Below are 17,964 nucleotides of genomic sequence, written 5' to 3' on the forward strand. Positions count from 1 at the left end.
GGGAAACCTCCGGATTGAGTTAATATGTGTTGGCAAAACTAGATCTGTCCTTGCTCGGTAGATGATTCATGATTTGACGACTTTCTAGATAGCTATTCAACCAGTAGCTTGATCATCACTATTAGGTACATATAGGTTATAAGCCCTCTAAATAAACCAATTTAAAGTATAAAGTATGGCTCTACTTTTTTAGATTAAAATGGATGATTCTCCCGTTAAATAAATGAAGTTCCCCTTTTAATTTCTTTGATAAAAATTTAGCAAACTCATTAGCCTTCGATTTATCACCAATTGTAGAGTGTTGAGATAGACTGATTTGGATATAAGGGACTCTTTGTTTATTTTCATCAGGGGTTTGTATATATTCATAATCCACTCCAATGGCTATCATGTGATAGTCCTTTTCCTCTGAGTATAAATAAAACCAATTATGTTTCCCTTCGTCTGTTACTTTCAAAACATAAGGAAATGCAGTTTTACTATAATCCCATGCTAATTGTTCGGAAGTATGCGAGATTGATTGTCTATACTGATTGATCAATTGTTTAATGTCCTCAATAGTTATGTCATCTTTTATGGATCCCTTCATTTTTATAAACGTTGATAAAGTCATAGGAACCTCCCTGAATTAATTTATTTTAATTAGTTTATCATTACCTGAAAATGGATAACAAGGGTGATAATGAAAACGCTTTTCTTGGTTAAGTGTATTTAATTTCATTAATGAAGGAATTCATGGATAAAATCATTAGAATAATAGCCAATTTAACTGTTTAAATATTGATATTACACTTACTGATACATTTGCAGGATAAGAGTGTCTAATTGTCATATTAATAATATATTATACACAATTTAACGAAAAATATTTTAATGTGTTATACAATTTGGGCTTGAAATATTCAATGAGTTATACTATTATTGATTTATGGAATTAAAACGCTTTCTTGGAAGGCGTTTACATTTAGAAAAGGAGATGAAATGAATGGGTACAATCGTATGTACAGGATGCAACAATACAATCGATCATTTTGAAGACGAAAAAGTAACAGTATTGTATGCAACATGCACTGATTGCCACAGTTGTGAACAAGAATAGTCACTAGACCAAAACCGGTTCATTTCAAAAACTATAATCATTTAATCTTGAAAACTATAAAAAGTTAACATTAGCGATGACAACCTTCAATTTTCCAGGGGTTGTCTTTTTTATTTACTCGCAAGAACACGGTGTATTCTTTACTTATTCTTTATATGATAAATTAATGATACACAAATGATTGGTTTCACTTTTCAATTAAGAAGCGAATCATATATTGCCATTGTGTAAAAGCAATCCTAACGACAAAGGAGGGTGTTTTATGTGGAAAACGCGTGTAACAGAGTTGCTTGGCATAGAGCTGCCAATAATTCAAGGGGGGCTGGCTTATCTAGCCTATGCTGAATTGGCTGCCGCCGTTTCAAACGCTGGTGGACTTGGTCAAATTACAGCTATGTCATTGAGCAGTCCTGAGGATTTAGCTAGTGAAATTGATAAGGTACGTTCTATGACTTCTTCCCCATTCGGAGTTAATTTTGCTATTGGTAACCACGGTAAACCTTATGAAGAATTTGTACAAGTGGTACTCTCCAAAGGAGTAGAAGTTGTTTCTGTTACAGGGGGAAACCCGAAAGAATTTTTAGAGATGTTTAAGGGTACTGGAGTAAAAACACTCGTATTGACTGCAGGGGTAAGGCATGCTATGAAAGCTGAAGAACTTGGAGCAGACGCAGTTATGGTGGTTGGCTATGAAGGTGGAGGCCATATAGGAAGAGATGAGTTGAGTACAATGGTCCTGGTGCCTCAGACAGTTGATCATGTCTCCATTCCTGTTATTGCTGCTGGAGGTATTGGAGATGGAAGAGGTTTAATGGCAGCGCTGGCCCTGGGTGCTGAAGGTATAGAAATGGGTACACGATTCATTACTACGAAAGAATGTATACATGCTCATGCCGCTTATAAGCAAGCAATCATAGATAGCTCTGAAAAGGATACGGTAGTGATTAAAAAGAGCTTAGGTGCTCCAGGACGTGCCATTCATAATCCGCTTACGGATATTATCCTTGGAATGGAGGATAATAATTGTACATATGAGGATTTAAAAGATTATATTAGTGGTGTAAGAAACAAAGCATTTATATATAATGGAGATTCAGAAGCTGGTTTTGGTTGGGCTGGTCAAGTTGTTGGTATAATTAAGGATGAGCCAACAGTAGAGCAATTGTTCAGTAGAATGCTAGCGGAAGCAGCAGCTATAAGAGAACGCTGGAAAGCAATTACAACATAAGAGGTGGTACATATGGATTATCAATATCCGATTGATTATGAATGGTCTACTGATGAGATCGTAAAGGTTATATCTTTTTTTCAAGGAATCGAGAAAGCTTATGAGAACGGGATAGAAAGGGAACAGTTAATGAACCTTTACAATGAGTTTAAGCGAATTGTTCCTTCTAAATCTGAGGAAAAGAAATTGTGCAATGAGTTTGAAGAAGTGAGTGGCTACTCTGCCTATCAAGCAATTAAGCGAGCAAAAAACAGTGCTAATGAAGGATTTATAAAATTAAGCCGATAAAAGACATTAACCCCCTTGGCATAGTGCTAATGGGGGTTAATGTCTTTTTCGAGTTTATTAGACATTGTACAGGGGTATTAAATGTACAAATACATCATGAATAATTTCAACTAATTGATCACCGGAAAGCTGAACAGCTTCCTCGCGTGGAATTTGATAGCCGCATAATAATTCAGCTTTTTTGACTGTTTGTAAACGATTAAACATATCGTTTAAGCCATCGGTTGATAATGTACTGTGAGGAATAACTTCCGGCTTCATGTGATCAATAGACCACACGTAATCAGATGGGATAAGATTTTTTATCGATTCAGTTTGGCTAGCCAAACGTTGTCCCTTTTGCGCTTTGTCTTTGGCTTCATAAATAATTGCATACCAAATAAATAAATGGGTTTCCCACAGACCGATTTGAAAATGTGGCTGCATTTTGTAACCGCGTGGATTGGATGAAAAAGATACCCATGTATCATTCGGCGGGTTAATCGTACGACGAGCATGCTTTGCAATATGGGGATACATTGGATCTTGTGTTAAAACAGATAATTCCTCTGTGAAAATCTGACTTAATGTTTCAAATTTGGGACGTATTAAGGTTTTGATTGCATCCATTCGTTGGTCGAGACCATCTATTGTAAATACATTAAAGTCTTCATTTGTGAAACCTTTTATAACCATATATATTACCTCCTATTCTCTCTTATTTTAGCATAAGAATAGAGAGGCCAAATAATATTATGCATATGTAACTAGGCGCTTGTCTATTTTGGTTGCAATAATCCAGAAAGAACATACTATAGTACAAAGTACAATTAAATTTCTGAATTTTCTTAAAATAAATGCAAGGAGAGGATTTTTATGAAACAGGTAGTTAATCACAAACTGAAAGCTCAAGAAGTCGAGAAACATAGAAAAGTAGTTCTCCGGATGGAACTGGATTATGAATTGGCTACCTTATATGAAGCTATTCAGCAGGATGATGAAAAACAAAAAAATTGTTCAAAACAAAAACTTGAAAGAATAAGAAAAGAACTTCTGCGCTTAAAAGCACTTTAATAGTGGATATTATTATATGATTTTTTGATTGATTAAGACGAACTGCATGTTCTCGTTCATGATGTTCGTCTTTTCTTGTTATTTAATGTCATTCGAATTAAACTGGAATTAATATACATACTATAGAAAAGATTTTAATTGAGGTGGGAAAAATGGCGGAATGGTCCAACATTCACGAGATGGCGGTTCAATGGATTAAAGAAGCAGGGGTAAAGATTATTAACTCATTTGAATCAATTTTAGATATTAACACAAAATCAAATGTAAATGATTTAGTCACTAATATGGATATGGAAATAGAGCAATTCTTTAAAGAAAAAATATCTGAACAATTTCCTACTCATCATATTCTCGGTGAAGAAGGTTCTGGCCATGATTTGCAGTCACTGGATGGAGTAGTTTGGATTATCGATCCTATAGACGGAACAATGAATTTTGTGCACCAGCAAAGAAATTTTGCGATATCAATAGGTATAATAGAAAATGGTATTGGAAAGATTGGGCTAATATATGATGTTGTCCATGATGAACTGTATCACTGTATAAAGGGAAAAGGAGCTTTTCTCAATGATAGCGAGATTCCTAAGATAAAGGAAGTTCCACTTCCCGAATCTATTATAGGTTTAAATCCAATTTGGCTGACGGACAATAAAAAAATTGATAAGAATCTGACGGGCAGACTTGTCAAAGATATAAGAGGGACCAGGTCCTATGGATCTGCTGCCCTTGAAATTGCCTATGTTGCTACTGGGAGAATGAACGCTTATATATCGATGAGATTGGCGCCATGGGATTTTGCGGGGGGAGCCGTGATTATTGAAGAATTGGGTGGAAAAGTGACTGATCTGCAAGGTAACCCGATTCATTATCTAAAGAAGAGCTCATTCCTAGTGTCATCGCCAGCTTTACATGGAGTGATTCTTGAGCAGTATTTATCATCCTGATGGCTATAAAAGAGAAAAAGCATCAGTACTGATGCTTTTTTATTGCTTAAAATATGATATTGCGGTAAAATTATTTAGTTAAAAGAATAGTCTAAAGTTTTTCTCTCCAACGCTTTTTTAGTGTAAAGCCGCTTCCCATAATGCCGATAAAAGCTAACAGGCATAGGACAATGGCCACTACACTTCCTTCAGCGATGGATATAGCAATTCCGCATAAGCTTGTCATAGCGAGAACTGCTAGCAGCATAAATATAAAGTTAATATTCATATGTAATCACCCCAATCTTCATATTCATTGTACACAATACGATAGCAGCTTTCTAGTTTCAGTATGTTATAATGACAAGGTTGGTTTCGATAAGCATAAAATCTGGGAGTTGAAATAGTTTGCAATACAGAAATGACGTCAAAAATATAGCGATTATCGCTCACGTTGACCATGGTAAAACAACTTTGGTCGACCAATTGTTAAAACAAGCAGGTACATTCCGTTCTAATGAACAAGTTGCTGAAAGAGCAATGGATTCCAATGATCTTGAAAGAGAGCGCGGTATTACAATTTTAGCGAAAAATACTGCCGTTAACTATAAAGATACACGTATTAACATATTGGATACACCGGGACACGCAGACTTCGGCGGAGAAGTAGAACGTATCATGAAAATGGTAGACGGTGTTCTCTTAATCGTTGATGCGTATGAGGGTTGTATGCCGCAAACCCGTTTTGTACTAAAAAAAGCATTAGAACAAAAACTTACGCCAATCGTTGTTGTTAACAAAATTGACCGTGACTTTGCTCGCCCTGAGGAAGTAATTGATGAAGTTATTGATTTGTTTATTGAATTGGGTGCTACTGAAGAACAATTGGAATTCCCAGTTGTTTATGCATCAGCAATTAACGGTACCGCTTCTTTAAGCCCTGATGTGGCTGATCAAGAAGAAAATATGGAGTGTTTATTTGAATCAATCGTAGAAAATATTCCATCACCTGTTGACAATCGTGAAGAACCGCTGCAATTCCAGGTTGCTTTGCTGGATTATAGTGATTATTTAGGAAGAATAGGAATTGGCCGTGTTTTCCGTGGCACAATGAAAGTTGGACAACAAGTATCCTTAATGAAACTTGATGGAACTGCGAAAAATTTCCGTGTAACTAAAATATTCGGCTTCCAAGGATTGAAACGTGTGGAAGTAGAAGAAGCCTTACCGGGTGATTTGATTGCTGTCAGCGGTATGGAAGACATTAACGTTGGGGAAACAGTTTGCCCAGTAGATGTTCAGGAGCCGCTTCCAGTTCTACGTATAGACGAGCCTACATTACAAATGACATTTGTAGTAAACAACAGTCCATTCGCCGGCAGAGAAGGTAAATGGGTAACATCACGTAAAATCGAGGAGCGTTTAATGAGCCAGCTCCAAACAGATGTAAGTTTACGTGTGGATCCTACTGATTCTCCGGATGCCTGGATTGTTTCCGGACGCGGAGAGTTACACTTATCCATTCTTATCGAAAATATGCGCCGTGAAGGATATGAACTTCAAGTGTCTAAGCCTGAAGTAATCATCCGTGTTATTGATGGTGTTAAATGTGAACCTGTGGAACGCGTACAAGTTGATATTCCTGAGGAATACACAGGTGCAATCATGGAATCATTAGGGGAAAGAAAAGGCGAAATGCTGGATATGGTCAATAACGGAAGCGGACAAGTACGTCTAGTGTTTAACGTTCCTTCCCGTGGATTGATCGGGTATACAACTGAATTCTTAACATTAACTCGTGGTTATGGTATTTTGAACCATACATTCGATTCTTATCAACCTATGCAGGCAGGTCAGGTTGGAGGAAGAAGACAAGGTGTTCTTGTATCCATTGAGACAGGTAAAGCTACTCAATACGGTATCATTCAAATTGAAGACCGCGGCGTTATCTTTGTAGAGCCAGGTACTGAAATTTATGAAGGTATGATTGTTGGGGAACATAATCGTGAAAATGACTTAACTGTCAATATTGTTCGTGCTAAACAACAAACAAACGTTCGTTCCGCTACAAAAGATAATACAGTTACTATGAAAAAACCTAGAATCATGTCACTTGAAGAAGCATTGGAATATTTAAATGATGATGAATACTGCGAAGTAACACCAGAATCAATTCGTTTACGTAAAAAGATTTTGGATAAAAACGAACGTGAAAAAGCAGCTAAGAAAAAGAAATTCGCTGAATAACTTTTACCTTTGGGGAGAGGGAGCGTTTTAAAGTGGATATTACAAATAACCTGCCGTTCTTTGCAGACTTGTATCGAATAGGAGATCCACAATATTCACAAATAGGGGTGTGGGCTCTATATTTGACGATTGTAGTACTTTGCGGAATAGTGTATAAACTGGGGTTTGCTAGAAAATTAAGTCTTGGAAAAAGCATAGTAGTCTATGCCATTATGGCCTTTGGATGCAGCTTTTTGACCTTTTTGGCACTATTCTTGCCTGTAGCAGAAGTACTGGTAGTGGCTGCTGCTTTTCTGGGAATTTATAAATATAGACTCCGTAAGGAAATGAAAAACGAGGTAAATGCGGAATAAGGAGTGAGCGAATGAACTCTGTTCAGGATGCGATCTATAATTGGTTAACGATAAAAGTTGTCATTGATTATCGACCTGAAGATACCGCAGCAAATGAAACAGTCCTCTGGTTCGAAAATACCTTGCAGGAGAAGTTTGGTATATCAGACTATCACTATAAAAAAAGTGGCGGTTGGTATATCGTCACCTATAAAAATGAAGAGTCTGTAAATGAATTCAGGTTTCCGGAGGATATGATTGAGGTTATGCTCAATCAAATACTCCAGAATCCGGATCATTACCGTAATTATCCATCATAAAAAAACAGAGAAGATGAGTATCTCATTCTTCTCTGTTTTTTTGTTTTTATTTGAAGATTACAGGTAAAACAGCCCGATTTCTTTCAGGTATATGTAGTTTACCACGTGTCCTCTTCTTTAGCCGCCCGATATAATCTGAAATTTCCAGTGCTTTTTCGTGCAATTGTTCGTTCTTCGATACGTTTATTGCATTCCTGACACATATATGTATGAATTGGACGATTTCTAAGTCGTTTAGCCATTAACGTTTCATCATCAATTGATTCGATTTTATCACAGATTACACATTTAACTCGCATTACAGGACACCCCAATCTATTGCATGTAAAGTCATTATACCATATAAGGATTTTCCATACATGGTTATGGAATGGTCTGGTTATTTGAAACGGATAAGATGAATGATTAAAATTTTTATCAAACTTTAAGAATAAAACAATTTAAAGGAAATGGGTTATTTTCTTCTATTTTTGTATGTAAATACATATATTTGAGCATCAGATTTGTCCAGCTATTAAAAACAAAATTCCATCCGGCTTATTTTGATTAAACGTGAAAAATGCAACTCTTGCTTATTAAATGTTGTATTTCAATAAGTCATCAGCGTGTTGTAAAGCTCTGGATAGGTAATGAAATTATGACACAGGAGGATATATTTTGAGCAAAATTTATGTTCTAGATACGAATGTATTATTGCAGGATCCAATGTCTATTTTTTCATTCCAGGATAACGAGGTCATCATCCCGGCAGTAGTATTGGAGGAACTGGATTCAAAAAAACGAAACTTGGACGAAGTAGGGAAAAACGCCCGCTATGTTTCAAGACTTATTGATCAGCTGCGTACAAAAGGTAAGCTTCATCATAAAATCCCATTGTCGAATGGTGGGGTGTTAAAAATAGAGATGAATCATCGCTCACCCCACAATGTCGCAGAATACTTTGCAGAAAAAACAAATGATAATCGTATATTGGCAATTGCCAAAAATTTATCGCTGGAAGAACAGGCAAAAGAAAATGGGCGGAGCGTAATATTAGTAAGTAAAGATATTCTAATGCGGGTAAAAGCGGATGTACTGGGACTTTTAGCAGAGGATTTTTTGAGTGATCGAGTTATCCATGAGGATCAGATGTACGCCGGCTTTATCGAGATATTTGTTTCGCGAGCTGATATAAATGAATTCTATTCCAAGGGAGAGATAGCAGCTCCTGCTGATGTAGCAGAGGGGATTCATTTAAATCAATTTGTCATTATGAAATGCACAGAAATAACTTCGCTTTCTGCTTTAGGAATTATTAGCGGACATGAAAAAAGAATAAAAAAGCTTCGATATAATCAGGAGCATGTTTGGGGTATAAAGCCGCGAAATGTGCAGCAGCATATGGCAATCGAATTATTATTAAGAAGTGATATCCAGTTAGTCACATTAACTGGAAAAGCAGGTACAGGGAAAACACTTTTAGCACTCGCATCAGGTTTGCTTCAAACAGAGGATTTGGGGGAGTATAATAAATTACTTGTAGCAAGGCCAATTGTACCAATGGGGAAAGATTTGGGTTTCCTGCCTGGTGAAAAAGAAGAAAAACTGCGTCCATGGATGCAGCCAATCTATGATAATCTTGAATTTTTATTTAACACAAAAAAGCCAGGTGAATTGGACTCTATTTTAGCTGGTATAAATTCTATTGAGGTGGAGGCCTTAACATATATAAGAGGACGCAGCTTACCGGATAGCTTTATTATCATGGATGAAGCTCAGAACCTTACCAAACATGAAGTGAAAACCATACTGACACGTGTAGGTGAGCGCAGTAAGATTATTTTACTGGGGGATCCTGCTCAAATTGATCATCCTTATTTGGATGAATGGAACAATGGGCTGACATATGTTTTGGAAAAGTTTAAGAATGAAGCCATTGCAGGCCATGTGAATTTAGTGAAGGGGGAACGTTCCGGATTAGCTCAATTAGCGGCAGATTTATTATGAGTGAATCTTCTATCTAATTATCCTAACAGGAATGGGTCAGTGTACTTCCTGCTCCAAATCATTTAGAGTGTTTGTGTATTAGTAGCTTGTAGTTATCAGGGGCCATATAGCGTCTATACGGCTCCTGAACTCTTTATTGAATTGTAAAACCTGTTACGTTTTTAATGGGTGCTTGCCTGTTGGAGCCATCACCGTGGTAAATATGAATGGGTCCACCCTCATCCGCTTTGATTGGTCGCCCTTTAATAGAAAAGCCAGCAACAAGTTGAAGCGCTTCCTCAAAAGAGAATGTGAAATTAGCATTTTCTGTATGTACAATAACAGCTGCAGAAGTACTTTCAGGTTCAGTGTTCAAGAAAAAAGGCTTTAATACAATCCCGAAACTGTTTTCAGTAAGCTGCTGTTTCTTCGTTTTTATTACAGGTTTACTTGGCGGTGGGGATGCCCCTTCAATGATCTCTTTATCCCATTGTGATGATACCTGTTTTAAATAGGTCTCCTGTTCAGGATTTTCTTTCTGATTGTTTTCTGGATGCCAAGCATCAAGATCGAATTTCCTGTCATCAAATATCCAAGTGCCAGGGTCGAGATATATCGGGAATTTTACATTCCCTTTTATTTGTAGAATATCTTTCATAATTGACTCTCCTTTCCAATTTTAATCTTATAGCTGCTGAATGAGTATGTACAGTAATTCGCTGCACGAAGGTTATCTTTTTTTAGAAAAAACTAAACTCCTTGACATTACCTTTTCTTGCAATTTTACGATTTTAAGGGTAGAATTTTATAATAGATTGGTTCATTGGGCCATAATGGGGGGTTGCACATTGACATCTGATATCCTTGTCAATCATCAAGAAAAGGCCTACGCATTGTTAAAGGCTGACGCTGATAAAATATTTAAACTAATAAAGGTGCAAATGGACAATTTGACTATGCCTCAGTGTCCGTTATATGAAGAAGTTTTAGATACCCAAATGTTTGGTCTCTCCAGAGAAATTGACTTTGCCGTTCGATTAGGATTAATAGAAGAGAAAGACGGTAAAGAGCTATTGGGATTCCTTGAACAAGAACTTTCTGCTCTTCATGATGCTTCCTTAAGAAAATAAGTAGCAGTCGAAACTCAAACGATGCCGATGTTGTTTGAGTTTTTTTGTTTTTCTTTATATAATTTTTAAACAAGCATATTTTTTAAAATGAAATTTATTCAAGGAGACCTATATGATAAAACGTATTTTAAAATCGTATGATTTTACCCTCATCGCTGTCATTATCGCTATAAGTATTTTTGGTCTTGTAATGGTCTATAGCGCCAGTATGGTAACGGCTGTGTCAAGATTTGGACTTCCGAGCGATTTTTTCTACATAAAACAATTTAGGCATTTAATCATCGGGTTTATCCTGTTTTTCATTGTAGCTGCTATACCTTATCCGGTTTTTAAAAATAAAAAGTTTTTGGTGATCATCGTACTAGGCTCGATTATCTCTCTCGTTGCTTTAAATTTTATTGGCCACACCGCCGGAAATGCGGAGAGCTGGTTTAAGCTTGGAGCGTTAGGGAGTTTGCAGCCATCAGAGTTTATTAAGTTAGGTATGATTATATACTTATCCGCAGTCTATTCGAATAAACAAAAATATATCAATGTCTTTAATAAGGGTGTAGTACCACCACTATTATTCTTGTTAGTTATCTGTTTATTGATCGTTTTGCAGCCGGATATCGGGACGGCATTCATTCTTTTTATGAGTTCTTGTACTATTATCTTATGCTCTGGTATGAATTTTAAGAGTTTAGGTAAACTGCTATCGATTTTGTTCGGAGCTATCCTTGTTGCGACACCAATCATTTTTCTTTTTAAAGACAAGATCTTTACTCCAAAAAGGCTTGAACGTTTCGTAGGATTTTTAGACCCGTTTTCCAGTGAGAAGTATGAAGGATATCAGTTGGTCAATTCTTATGTGGCAATTGGCAATGGTGGCATTACCGGTGTGGGATTTGGACAAAGCACGCAGAAATATGGTTATCTGCCTGAACCGCACACTGACTTTATAATGTCTGTGATTTCTGAAGAGTTAGGACTTATTGGGGTAGGATTTGTTATTATATGCTTGGCTACGATTGTATTAAAAGGGATTCATACCGCGATAAAATCGAATGATCCATTTGGGAGTATGCTAGCAGTAGGTATTTCCAGTATGATTGGAATTCAAGCTATGGTTAACTTAGGTGGAGTAGCTGGACTAATACCGATTACTGGGGTTACTTTACCATTTATCAGCTATGGTGGTTCTTCCTTAATTATTCTTTTGATATCTGTCGGATTACTGGTCAATGTCTCTATGATGACGAGATATGATGCAGCCTACAAAAAAGAACCAGTTGAAAAAGGGGAGACACTCCAGGGATAAGCTGGCTTAAAATAATGAGTAAGAATAATCTTCTTACTCATTATTTTTACTAAAAAATTACTATATTGTCATAATTTTCAGGAAGCTGTGAGGTGCTCAGGATGAGAAAAATTAAAAAAGTATTGGCTGCCAACCGTGGAGAAATTGCTATCCGTATTTTTCGAGCTTGCAATGAATTGGATATTAAAACTGTTGCTATTTATTCAAAAGAGGATTACAAATCCTATCATCGATATAAAGCAGACGAAGCCTATTTAGTTGGTGCCGGTAAAAAGCCGATTGATGCCTATCTTGATATTGAAGGAATTATTGAGATTGCTAAGATGAGTGATGTAGATGCTATACATCCTGGATATGGTTTGCTCTCTGAAAATATCGAATTTGCAAAACGATGTGAAGAAGAGGGACTTATTTTTATTGGTCCTAAAACAAATCATCTCGATATGTTTGGAGATAAAGTAAAGGCAAAAGAGCAAGCGAAAATGGCAGGTATTCCTATTATTCCAGGAAGTGAAGGACCAGTTTCTGGTTTGGAAGAAGTTACGAAGTTTGGAGAAATCAATGGTTACCCGATTATTATAAAAGCTTCTCTCGGCGGCGGCGGAAGGGGTATGCGCATTGTTCGTAACCCAGAGGAAGTAGAAGAAGCCTATAACCGGGCAAAATCAGAGGCAAAAGCTGCTTTTGGCAATGATGAAGTTTACGTAGAAAAATTTATTGAGAATCCCAAGCATATTGAAGTTCAAATACTGGGTGATCAAAGCGGAAATATTGTCCATTTGTATGAAAGGGACTGCTCTGTGCAACGCCGTCACCAAAAAGTAGTCGAGGTAGCTCCATGTGTGTCACTTACCGATTCCTTACGAGAAAGGATATGTGACGCTGCAGTTCAATTAATGAAGAATGTAGAATATGTAAATGCGGGTACGGTAGAATTCCTTGTTTCTGGAGATGAATTTTTCTTTATCGAGGTAAACCCTCGTGTCCAGGTTGAGCATACAATCACTGAGATGATTACGGGCATTGATATTGTTCAATCTCAAATCAAGATTGCTGAGGGACACAGTTTACACGGTACTTCATTAAACATACCTAAACAAGACAATATACATATCAATGGGTATGCCATTCAGGCAAGGGTGACGACGGAAGATCCCTTAAATAATTTTATGCCGGATACAGGCCGAATTGCAGCTTATCGTTCTAGCGGCGGTTTTGGTGTTCGTCTGGATGCTGGAAATGCTTTTCATGGATCGGTTATTACACCATATTATGATTCCTTGCTTGTTAAAGTATCCACTCATGCTACCAGATTCGATCAGGCAGCTATAAAAATGCTGCGTAATTTAAGAGAATTCCGTGTCAGAGGAATTAAAACAAATATTCCTTTCCTTGAAAATGTGGTAAAGCATAAAAAATTTATTGCAGGAGAATACGATACATCATTCATCGATACAACACCTGAGCTTTTTGTTTTCTCTAACCGACAAGATCGTGGAACCAAAATGCTGAATTATATCGCTAATGTGACTGTCAATGGTTTTCCGGGCATAGGTGTTAAGGAGAAACCGGTTTTCGAAAAACCAAAAGTTCCCCAAACTCACGATTACTTAGCATCTCAGACAGGTACCAAGCAATTATTAGATAAACTGGGACCAGAGGGGCTGGCTCAATGGGTTAAAGAACAAAAAAATGTGTTAATCACAGATACTACATTCAGGGATGCACACCAATCACTTTTAGCTACCAGAGTGAGAACGAAGGATTTACAAGAGATTGCTGCACCAACCTCAAAGCTTATGCCGAATCTGTTTTCACTTGAAATGTGGGGCGGGGCAACATTTGATGTAGCCTACCGGTTCTTAAAGGAAGATCCATGGGAAAGATTATTATTACTTAGACAGGAAATCCCTAATGTATTATTCCAGATGCTCCTGCGCTCATCTAATGCAGTTGGCTATAAGAATTATCCTGATAATGTTATCCGGGAATTTGTTGAAAAATCTGCCTATGCGGGAATAGACGTATTCCGAATTTTTGATAGCCTTAACTGGGTTAAGGGAATGGAGAAGACAATTGATTATGTTCGCCAATCAGGAAAAATTGCCGAGGCAGCGATTTGCTATACAGGTGATATACTCGACCTAAGCAGGCAAAAATATGATGTGCAATACTATAGAAATCTTGCTAAAGAGCTAGAGGCACAGGGAGCACATCTATTAGCTATTAAAGATATGGCAGGCTTATTGAAGCCGGAAGCAGCCTACCGCCTGATTTCAGAGTTAAAAGATGCAGTTGACATACCGATCCAGCTTCATACACATGATACGAGCGGGAATGGTATCTATCAGTACGCACGAGCGATTGATGCCGGTGTGGATATCGTTGATACGGCACTTGGATCAATGGCTGGACTTACCTCACAGCCAAGCTTAAATTCTCTTTATTATGCATTGGAGGGTCATGAGAGGCAGCCGCAATTCGATATTAAGCCAGTCGAAAAGTTATCAGAGTATTGGGAAGGGGTCAGAAGTTACTATGCTGATTTTGAAAGTGGAATGAAGTCCCCCCATACAGAAATCTATGTACATGAAATGCCAGGCGGTCAATACTCCAACCTTCAGCAGCAAGCGAAAGCAGTTGGTTTAGGTGAACGCTGGGATGAAGTAAAAGAAATGTATCATCGAGTAAGTATGATGTTTGGTGATATTATCAAAGTAACACCGTCGTCCAAGGTAGTAGGCGATATGGCTTTGTTTATGGTACAAAATGATTTGACAGAAAGTAGTGTGTTGGAGAAAGGCCATTTGATCGATTTCCCTGATTCAGTTATTGAATTGTTCAGCGGATATTTAGGACAGCCATATGGCGGTTTCCCTGAAGAACTTCAAAAGGTAATTCTAAAAAATAGATCTCCTATTACAGTTCGCCCAGGTGAGTTGCTTGAGGACGTGGATTTTGTGAAGATAAAGGAAGAGTTGTTTGAGAAAATCAAACGTCCAGTTACGATGTTTGATGCACTCGCTTATGCACTATATCCAAAAGTCTTCCTTGATTATGTGAACTCGAATAGTGAGTATGGCAATATAACAGAGTTAGATACACCAACGTTCCACTATGGACTTTCCATTGGAGAGGAAATAGAAGTGGAAATCGAAAAGGGAAAAACCTTAATTATTAAACTAATTTCAATTAGTGAGCCACGTATAGATGGCACAAGAATGGTTTATTTTGAACTCAATGGACAGGCTCGAGAAGTGGTAGTTAAGGACGAAAGTGTTAAAACTCTTATTCAGTCGAAACCAAAGCAGGACGTTTCCAATCCAAACCATATTGGTGCAACAATGCCTGGAACCGTGATGAAGGTATTAGTGTCTCATGGACAAAAAGTCAAAAAAGGAGACCATTTAATCATAACGGAGGCAATGAAAATGGAAACAACAGTTCAGGCACCATTTGACGGAGTCATCAAAGAGATTTATGTTAATGATGGAGAAGCCATACAGACGGGCGATTTGTTGATTGTGCTTGATAAATAAAACTAAAACACAATAAAAAGGAGCGTGGGTTTTTAACTCACGTTCCTTTTTATGTATTGGATTATTTCCCTAGTTTGTATAATGTGATGCAAAAGGATGATTTTATACATTCTAATCAGCTTGTTTTCCTAACAGACGGATTCGAGGCTTCTGCAGCTTTGCTTTTCCGTGATCTCGTTACAAGAAGGATAAAATAGGAAAAAACTCCAAATAAACAAGAAATCAATATGGCGTGTAAGAGGGCTACATACAAGTTTAAACGGGTATAAATGATAAAAGCACCTGCTATAACCTGTAAACTGACAAGAATAAGGGAGAGCGTCCATCCCCAGTATAAAACTTTTATATGGCGATAATTGCGCCAAGTATAGACGAAAATATATAAAATCCAGATAAAGATGAGGCCTGCAGCAGCGCGATGCCCCATTTGAATAAACTGATACATATTATGAGGGACTATAGTACCATCATTAAAACAAAGGGGCCACTCAGGACAGACGAGACTTGCTTCTGCGTGACGTACCAGCGCACCGGTATAGATAACAATATAGGAATAAATAAATAGAGCGATAATGTGAATGGACATTTTCCTCGGGATTATCAGCTTTTCCGCATCGAACTTTTTATCAACTTCAAAAATCAGTAGAGTTAAAAGTAGAACGGCGGCAAAAGAGATGAGTGATATCCCAAAATGCAAAGCCAGCACGAAATCAGAATGACTCCAAACGACGGCGGCAGCTCCCAGCAATGCTTGAATGATTAGAAATGCAATAGATAGGAGAGCAAGAAATTTGGTTTCTCTAATATGTCCAATGGCTTTCCATGACCAGATCGCTAATCCAACTACCATGAAGGATCCAAGGCCGGTAAAAAGACGGTGTGCGAATTCAATTAGTAGTGCGGGCGTGATATCCGTGGGAATCAATTCTCCGTTGCAAAGCGGCCAGGAGCGTCCACATCCTAAACCAGAATCTGTTTTTGTGACGAGCGCACCGCCGATTAAGATTACAAGCATGACAAAGGATGTCATAACGGCAAACCATTTCAAAGATTTTTGCATGTAAATCTAACACCTGCTTTGTTTTTATAAAATAGTAAGCTTAAACATTTGTTTCCTAATAACTGGAACCGTATAATGAGGTAAATATTACAAAGTTTGATAATCATTACTAACATATCATAAATAATTTTTACAATAATTACAAAGAAAAGTTTCTAAATAGTCAAAGAAATTATTTATTTAGTGATAATTGAAAATTCATGTAATTGTTTATAGTTGAAACTTAAAGAAGAGTTTGTTAGAAATAGAGAGGGGATTTAATTGGTTAAATAAGGTTTTCATACTTTCAATGTTACAAAAATATATTTACAGGATAAAATTACCACTATATAATGATTAGGTCACACTTATGACAAAAAATGGACAAATTATTTTCACAATAGAAGTGTAATCTGTGTTTAAATATATATTAGGCAAATTTTTCTATATAAATATCACTGTTATAATTTGTGAATATATCGCTTGAAACTAAAAGTTTGGAAATCTACTATTCAGATAGGAGGTAACAGCATGAAACCTAAACCGGCATCGCAGACCTCGTATGAAAACCAGAAGGGACTAGACGTGGAGAAGGATATGAACAGTACAGCATTTAAGGACTTTTTGGTATTAGTAAAGGTAGGCATCGTCAATTCAAATTTAATCACTGTTTTTGCAGGTATTTGGCTCGGTCTTTATTTTACTGACCAGAGTTTCCTTGGGAATCTTGATCTCGTTCTATATGGTGTTATAGGGTCAGCAATGATCATAGCGGGCGCTGGCAGCTTAAACAATTACATAGACCGGGATATCGACGTGTTTATGTCTCGTACAAAGAAGCGTCCGACAGTTACTGGGAAGGTGAACCCTATAAAAGTGTTGTATATGGGCCTGGCACTGGTGGTAACTGGATTATTGATTCTATTAATGGCTACTCCAATGGCAGCTTTTATGGGGTTACTTGGGGTATTGGCCTATGTATTGCTGTATACAATGTGGTCAAAAAGACGGTTTGTCTCAAATACTGTTATCGGCAGTTTTTCTGGTGCTATACCGCCACTAATTGGGTGGGCCGCCGTTGACCCAGGATTACATCCCATTGCCTGGGGATTATTTCTATTAATGTTTGTGTGGCAGCCTCCACATTTCTACGCATTGGCTATGAAGCGGACGGAGGAATACAGAGCGGCTGGAATTCCTATGCTGCCTGTAGTAAAAGGATTTAAAGAAACTAAGATTCATATGCTTATATGGGTAGCTTTATTGTTTCCAATTCCATTTATACTGAAACCAATCGGGGTTTCTTTTGTAGTTCTGGCAACAATTTTAAATATAGGTTGGCTTATATTAACTTTAAAGGGATTCTCATTAAAAAAGGAGTTTTCCAAAGAAGAAGATTTAAAGTGGGCCAATAAGATGTTCATTTATTCATTAAACTATATGACTATTTCTTTTGTGGCAATGGTCATTGTTTCTTTAATTAATCGTTTTTAACATTGGG

Annotated in this window: 19 protein-coding genes; 13 read left to right on the top strand and 6 right to left on the bottom strand. The window is 37.3% G+C overall.

Translation table 11 applies throughout. From position 1 onward, the window contains the following. Nucleotides 1-181 precede the first annotated feature (181 nt). Nucleotides 182-613 carry a DUF1885 family protein gene (locus tag AC4G3O_RS08505; protein WP_066100840.1) on the bottom strand — a complete coding sequence of 144 codons (432 nt, stop codon included), beginning with the start codon at nt 611-613 and terminating at the stop codon, nt 182-184. 372 nt (nt 614-985) lie between these two features. Here AC4G3O_RS08505 and AC4G3O_RS08510 point away from each other — a divergent pair, with 372 nt between their 5' ends. From AC4G3O_RS08510 to AC4G3O_RS08520, 3 genes are all read left to right on the top strand, one after another. Further along, nucleotides 986-1,099, top strand: a complete 114-nt coding sequence (locus AC4G3O_RS08510; protein WP_077247942.1) for a GapA-binding peptide SR1P — start codon at nt 986-988, stop codon at nt 1,097-1,099. Between the two features lie 262 nt (nt 1,100-1,361). Further along, a complete protein-coding gene (locus tag AC4G3O_RS08515) occupies nt 1,362-2,327 on the top strand; it encodes an NAD(P)H-dependent flavin oxidoreductase (protein ID WP_066100837.1) in 966 nt (321 codons plus the stop codon). Nucleotides 2,328-2,339: 12 nt separating this feature from the next. Then, nucleotides 2,340-2,615 (top strand): UPF0223 family protein, encoded by a 276-nt coding sequence (locus tag AC4G3O_RS08520; protein ID WP_066100834.1) that lies wholly within the window; start codon nt 2,340-2,342, stop codon nt 2,613-2,615. Nucleotides 2,616-2,672: 57 nt separating this feature from the next. On the opposite strand, the gene AC4G3O_RS08525 is transcribed toward AC4G3O_RS08520, so the two are convergent. Beyond that, entirely contained in the window at nt 2,673-3,290 is a 618-nt protein-coding gene (locus tag AC4G3O_RS08525; protein WP_139891312.1) for a DUF1054 domain-containing protein, read from the bottom strand. 180 nt (nt 3,291-3,470) lie between these two features. Here AC4G3O_RS08525 and AC4G3O_RS08530 point away from each other — a divergent pair, with 180 nt between their 5' ends. After that, a complete protein-coding gene (locus AC4G3O_RS08530) occupies nt 3,471-3,668 on the top strand; it encodes a YkzI domain-containing protein (RefSeq protein ID WP_066100827.1) in 198 nt (65 codons plus the stop codon). Between the two features lie 152 nt (nt 3,669-3,820). Then, nucleotides 3,821-4,612: an inositol monophosphatase family protein gene (locus tag AC4G3O_RS08535; RefSeq protein WP_066100824.1), complete on the top strand. Its 792-nt coding sequence runs from the start codon at nt 3,821-3,823 to the stop codon at nt 4,610-4,612. A gap of 91 nt (nt 4,613-4,703) precedes the next feature. On the opposite strand, the gene AC4G3O_RS08540 is transcribed toward AC4G3O_RS08535, so the two are convergent. After that, on the bottom strand, nt 4,704-4,880 hold the full coding sequence (locus tag AC4G3O_RS08540) for a DUF5325 family protein (RefSeq protein ID WP_187393408.1): 177 nt from the start codon (nt 4,878-4,880) through the stop codon (nt 4,704-4,706). A gap of 119 nt (nt 4,881-4,999) precedes the next feature. Here AC4G3O_RS08540 and typA point away from each other — a divergent pair, with 119 nt between their 5' ends. Genes typA through AC4G3O_RS08555 form a run of 3 tightly spaced genes read left to right on the top strand, consistent with a single transcriptional unit; the run spans nt 5,000 to nt 7,490 of the window. Further along, on the top strand, nt 5,000-6,838 hold the full coding sequence (gene typA, locus AC4G3O_RS08545) for a translational GTPase TypA (RefSeq protein WP_066100821.1): 1,839 nt from the start codon (nt 5,000-5,002) through the stop codon (nt 6,836-6,838). A 32-nt stretch (nt 6,839-6,870) separates the two neighbouring features. Continuing rightward, complete coding sequence (locus AC4G3O_RS08550) at nt 6,871-7,191, top strand: YlaH-like family protein (protein WP_066100818.1); 321 nt, start codon at nt 6,871-6,873, stop codon at nt 7,189-7,191. Nucleotides 7,192-7,202: 11 nt separating this feature from the next. Continuing rightward, the gene (locus AC4G3O_RS08555; RefSeq protein WP_066100815.1) at nt 7,203-7,490 is read left to right on the top strand and encodes a hypothetical protein; all 288 of its coding nucleotides are present in this window, start codon (nt 7,203-7,205) and stop codon (nt 7,488-7,490) included. A 98-nt stretch (nt 7,491-7,588) separates the two neighbouring features. On the opposite strand, the gene AC4G3O_RS08560 is transcribed toward AC4G3O_RS08555, so the two are convergent. Further along, a complete protein-coding gene (locus tag AC4G3O_RS08560) occupies nt 7,589-7,789 on the bottom strand; it encodes a YlaI family protein (RefSeq protein WP_066100812.1) in 201 nt (66 codons plus the stop codon). A 355-nt stretch (nt 7,790-8,144) separates the two neighbouring features. On the opposite strand from AC4G3O_RS08560, the gene AC4G3O_RS08565 reads away from it, so the two are divergent. Next, on the top strand, nt 8,145-9,476 hold the full coding sequence (locus AC4G3O_RS08565; RefSeq protein WP_175354235.1) for a PhoH family protein: 1,332 nt from the start codon (nt 8,145-8,147) through the stop codon (nt 9,474-9,476). 133 nt (nt 9,477-9,609) lie between these two features. On the opposite strand, the gene AC4G3O_RS08570 is transcribed toward AC4G3O_RS08565, so the two are convergent. Then, entirely contained in the window at nt 9,610-10,113 is a 504-nt protein-coding gene (locus AC4G3O_RS08570; protein ID WP_148629532.1) for a peptidyl-prolyl cis-trans isomerase, read from the bottom strand. A 175-nt stretch (nt 10,114-10,288) separates the two neighbouring features. Here AC4G3O_RS08570 and AC4G3O_RS08575 point away from each other — a divergent pair, with 175 nt between their 5' ends. From AC4G3O_RS08575 to pyc, 3 genes are all read left to right on the top strand, one after another. Further along, nucleotides 10,289-10,585, top strand: coding sequence for an Fpa/YlaN family protein (locus tag AC4G3O_RS08575; RefSeq protein ID WP_373925453.1), 297 nt, complete (start codon nt 10,289-10,291; stop codon nt 10,583-10,585). 112 nt (nt 10,586-10,697) lie between these two features. After that, nucleotides 10,698-11,885: an FtsW/RodA/SpoVE family cell cycle protein gene (locus AC4G3O_RS08580; RefSeq protein ID WP_066100800.1), complete on the top strand. Its 1,188-nt coding sequence runs from the start codon at nt 10,698-10,700 to the stop codon at nt 11,883-11,885. 101 nt (nt 11,886-11,986) lie between these two features. Next, on the top strand, nt 11,987-15,424 hold the full coding sequence (gene pyc / locus AC4G3O_RS08585; protein WP_066100794.1) for a pyruvate carboxylase: 3,438 nt from the start codon (nt 11,987-11,989) through the stop codon (nt 15,422-15,424). Between the two features lie 115 nt (nt 15,425-15,539). Here pyc and AC4G3O_RS08590 read toward each other — a convergent pair whose 3' ends face one another. Further along, the gene (locus tag AC4G3O_RS08590) at nt 15,540-16,484 is read right to left on the bottom strand and encodes a COX15/CtaA family protein (protein ID WP_066100791.1); all 945 of its coding nucleotides are present in this window, start codon (nt 16,482-16,484) and stop codon (nt 15,540-15,542) included. A gap of 510 nt (nt 16,485-16,994) precedes the next feature. Here AC4G3O_RS08590 and cyoE point away from each other — a divergent pair. After that, nucleotides 16,995-17,957, top strand: coding sequence for a heme o synthase (gene cyoE, locus AC4G3O_RS08595; protein ID WP_491136065.1), 963 nt, complete (start codon nt 16,995-16,997; stop codon nt 17,955-17,957). The last annotated feature ends 7 nt before the right edge of the window (nt 17,958-17,964 follow it).

It is taken from the genome of Bacillus sp. z14 (2026) (assembly GCF_058313575.1).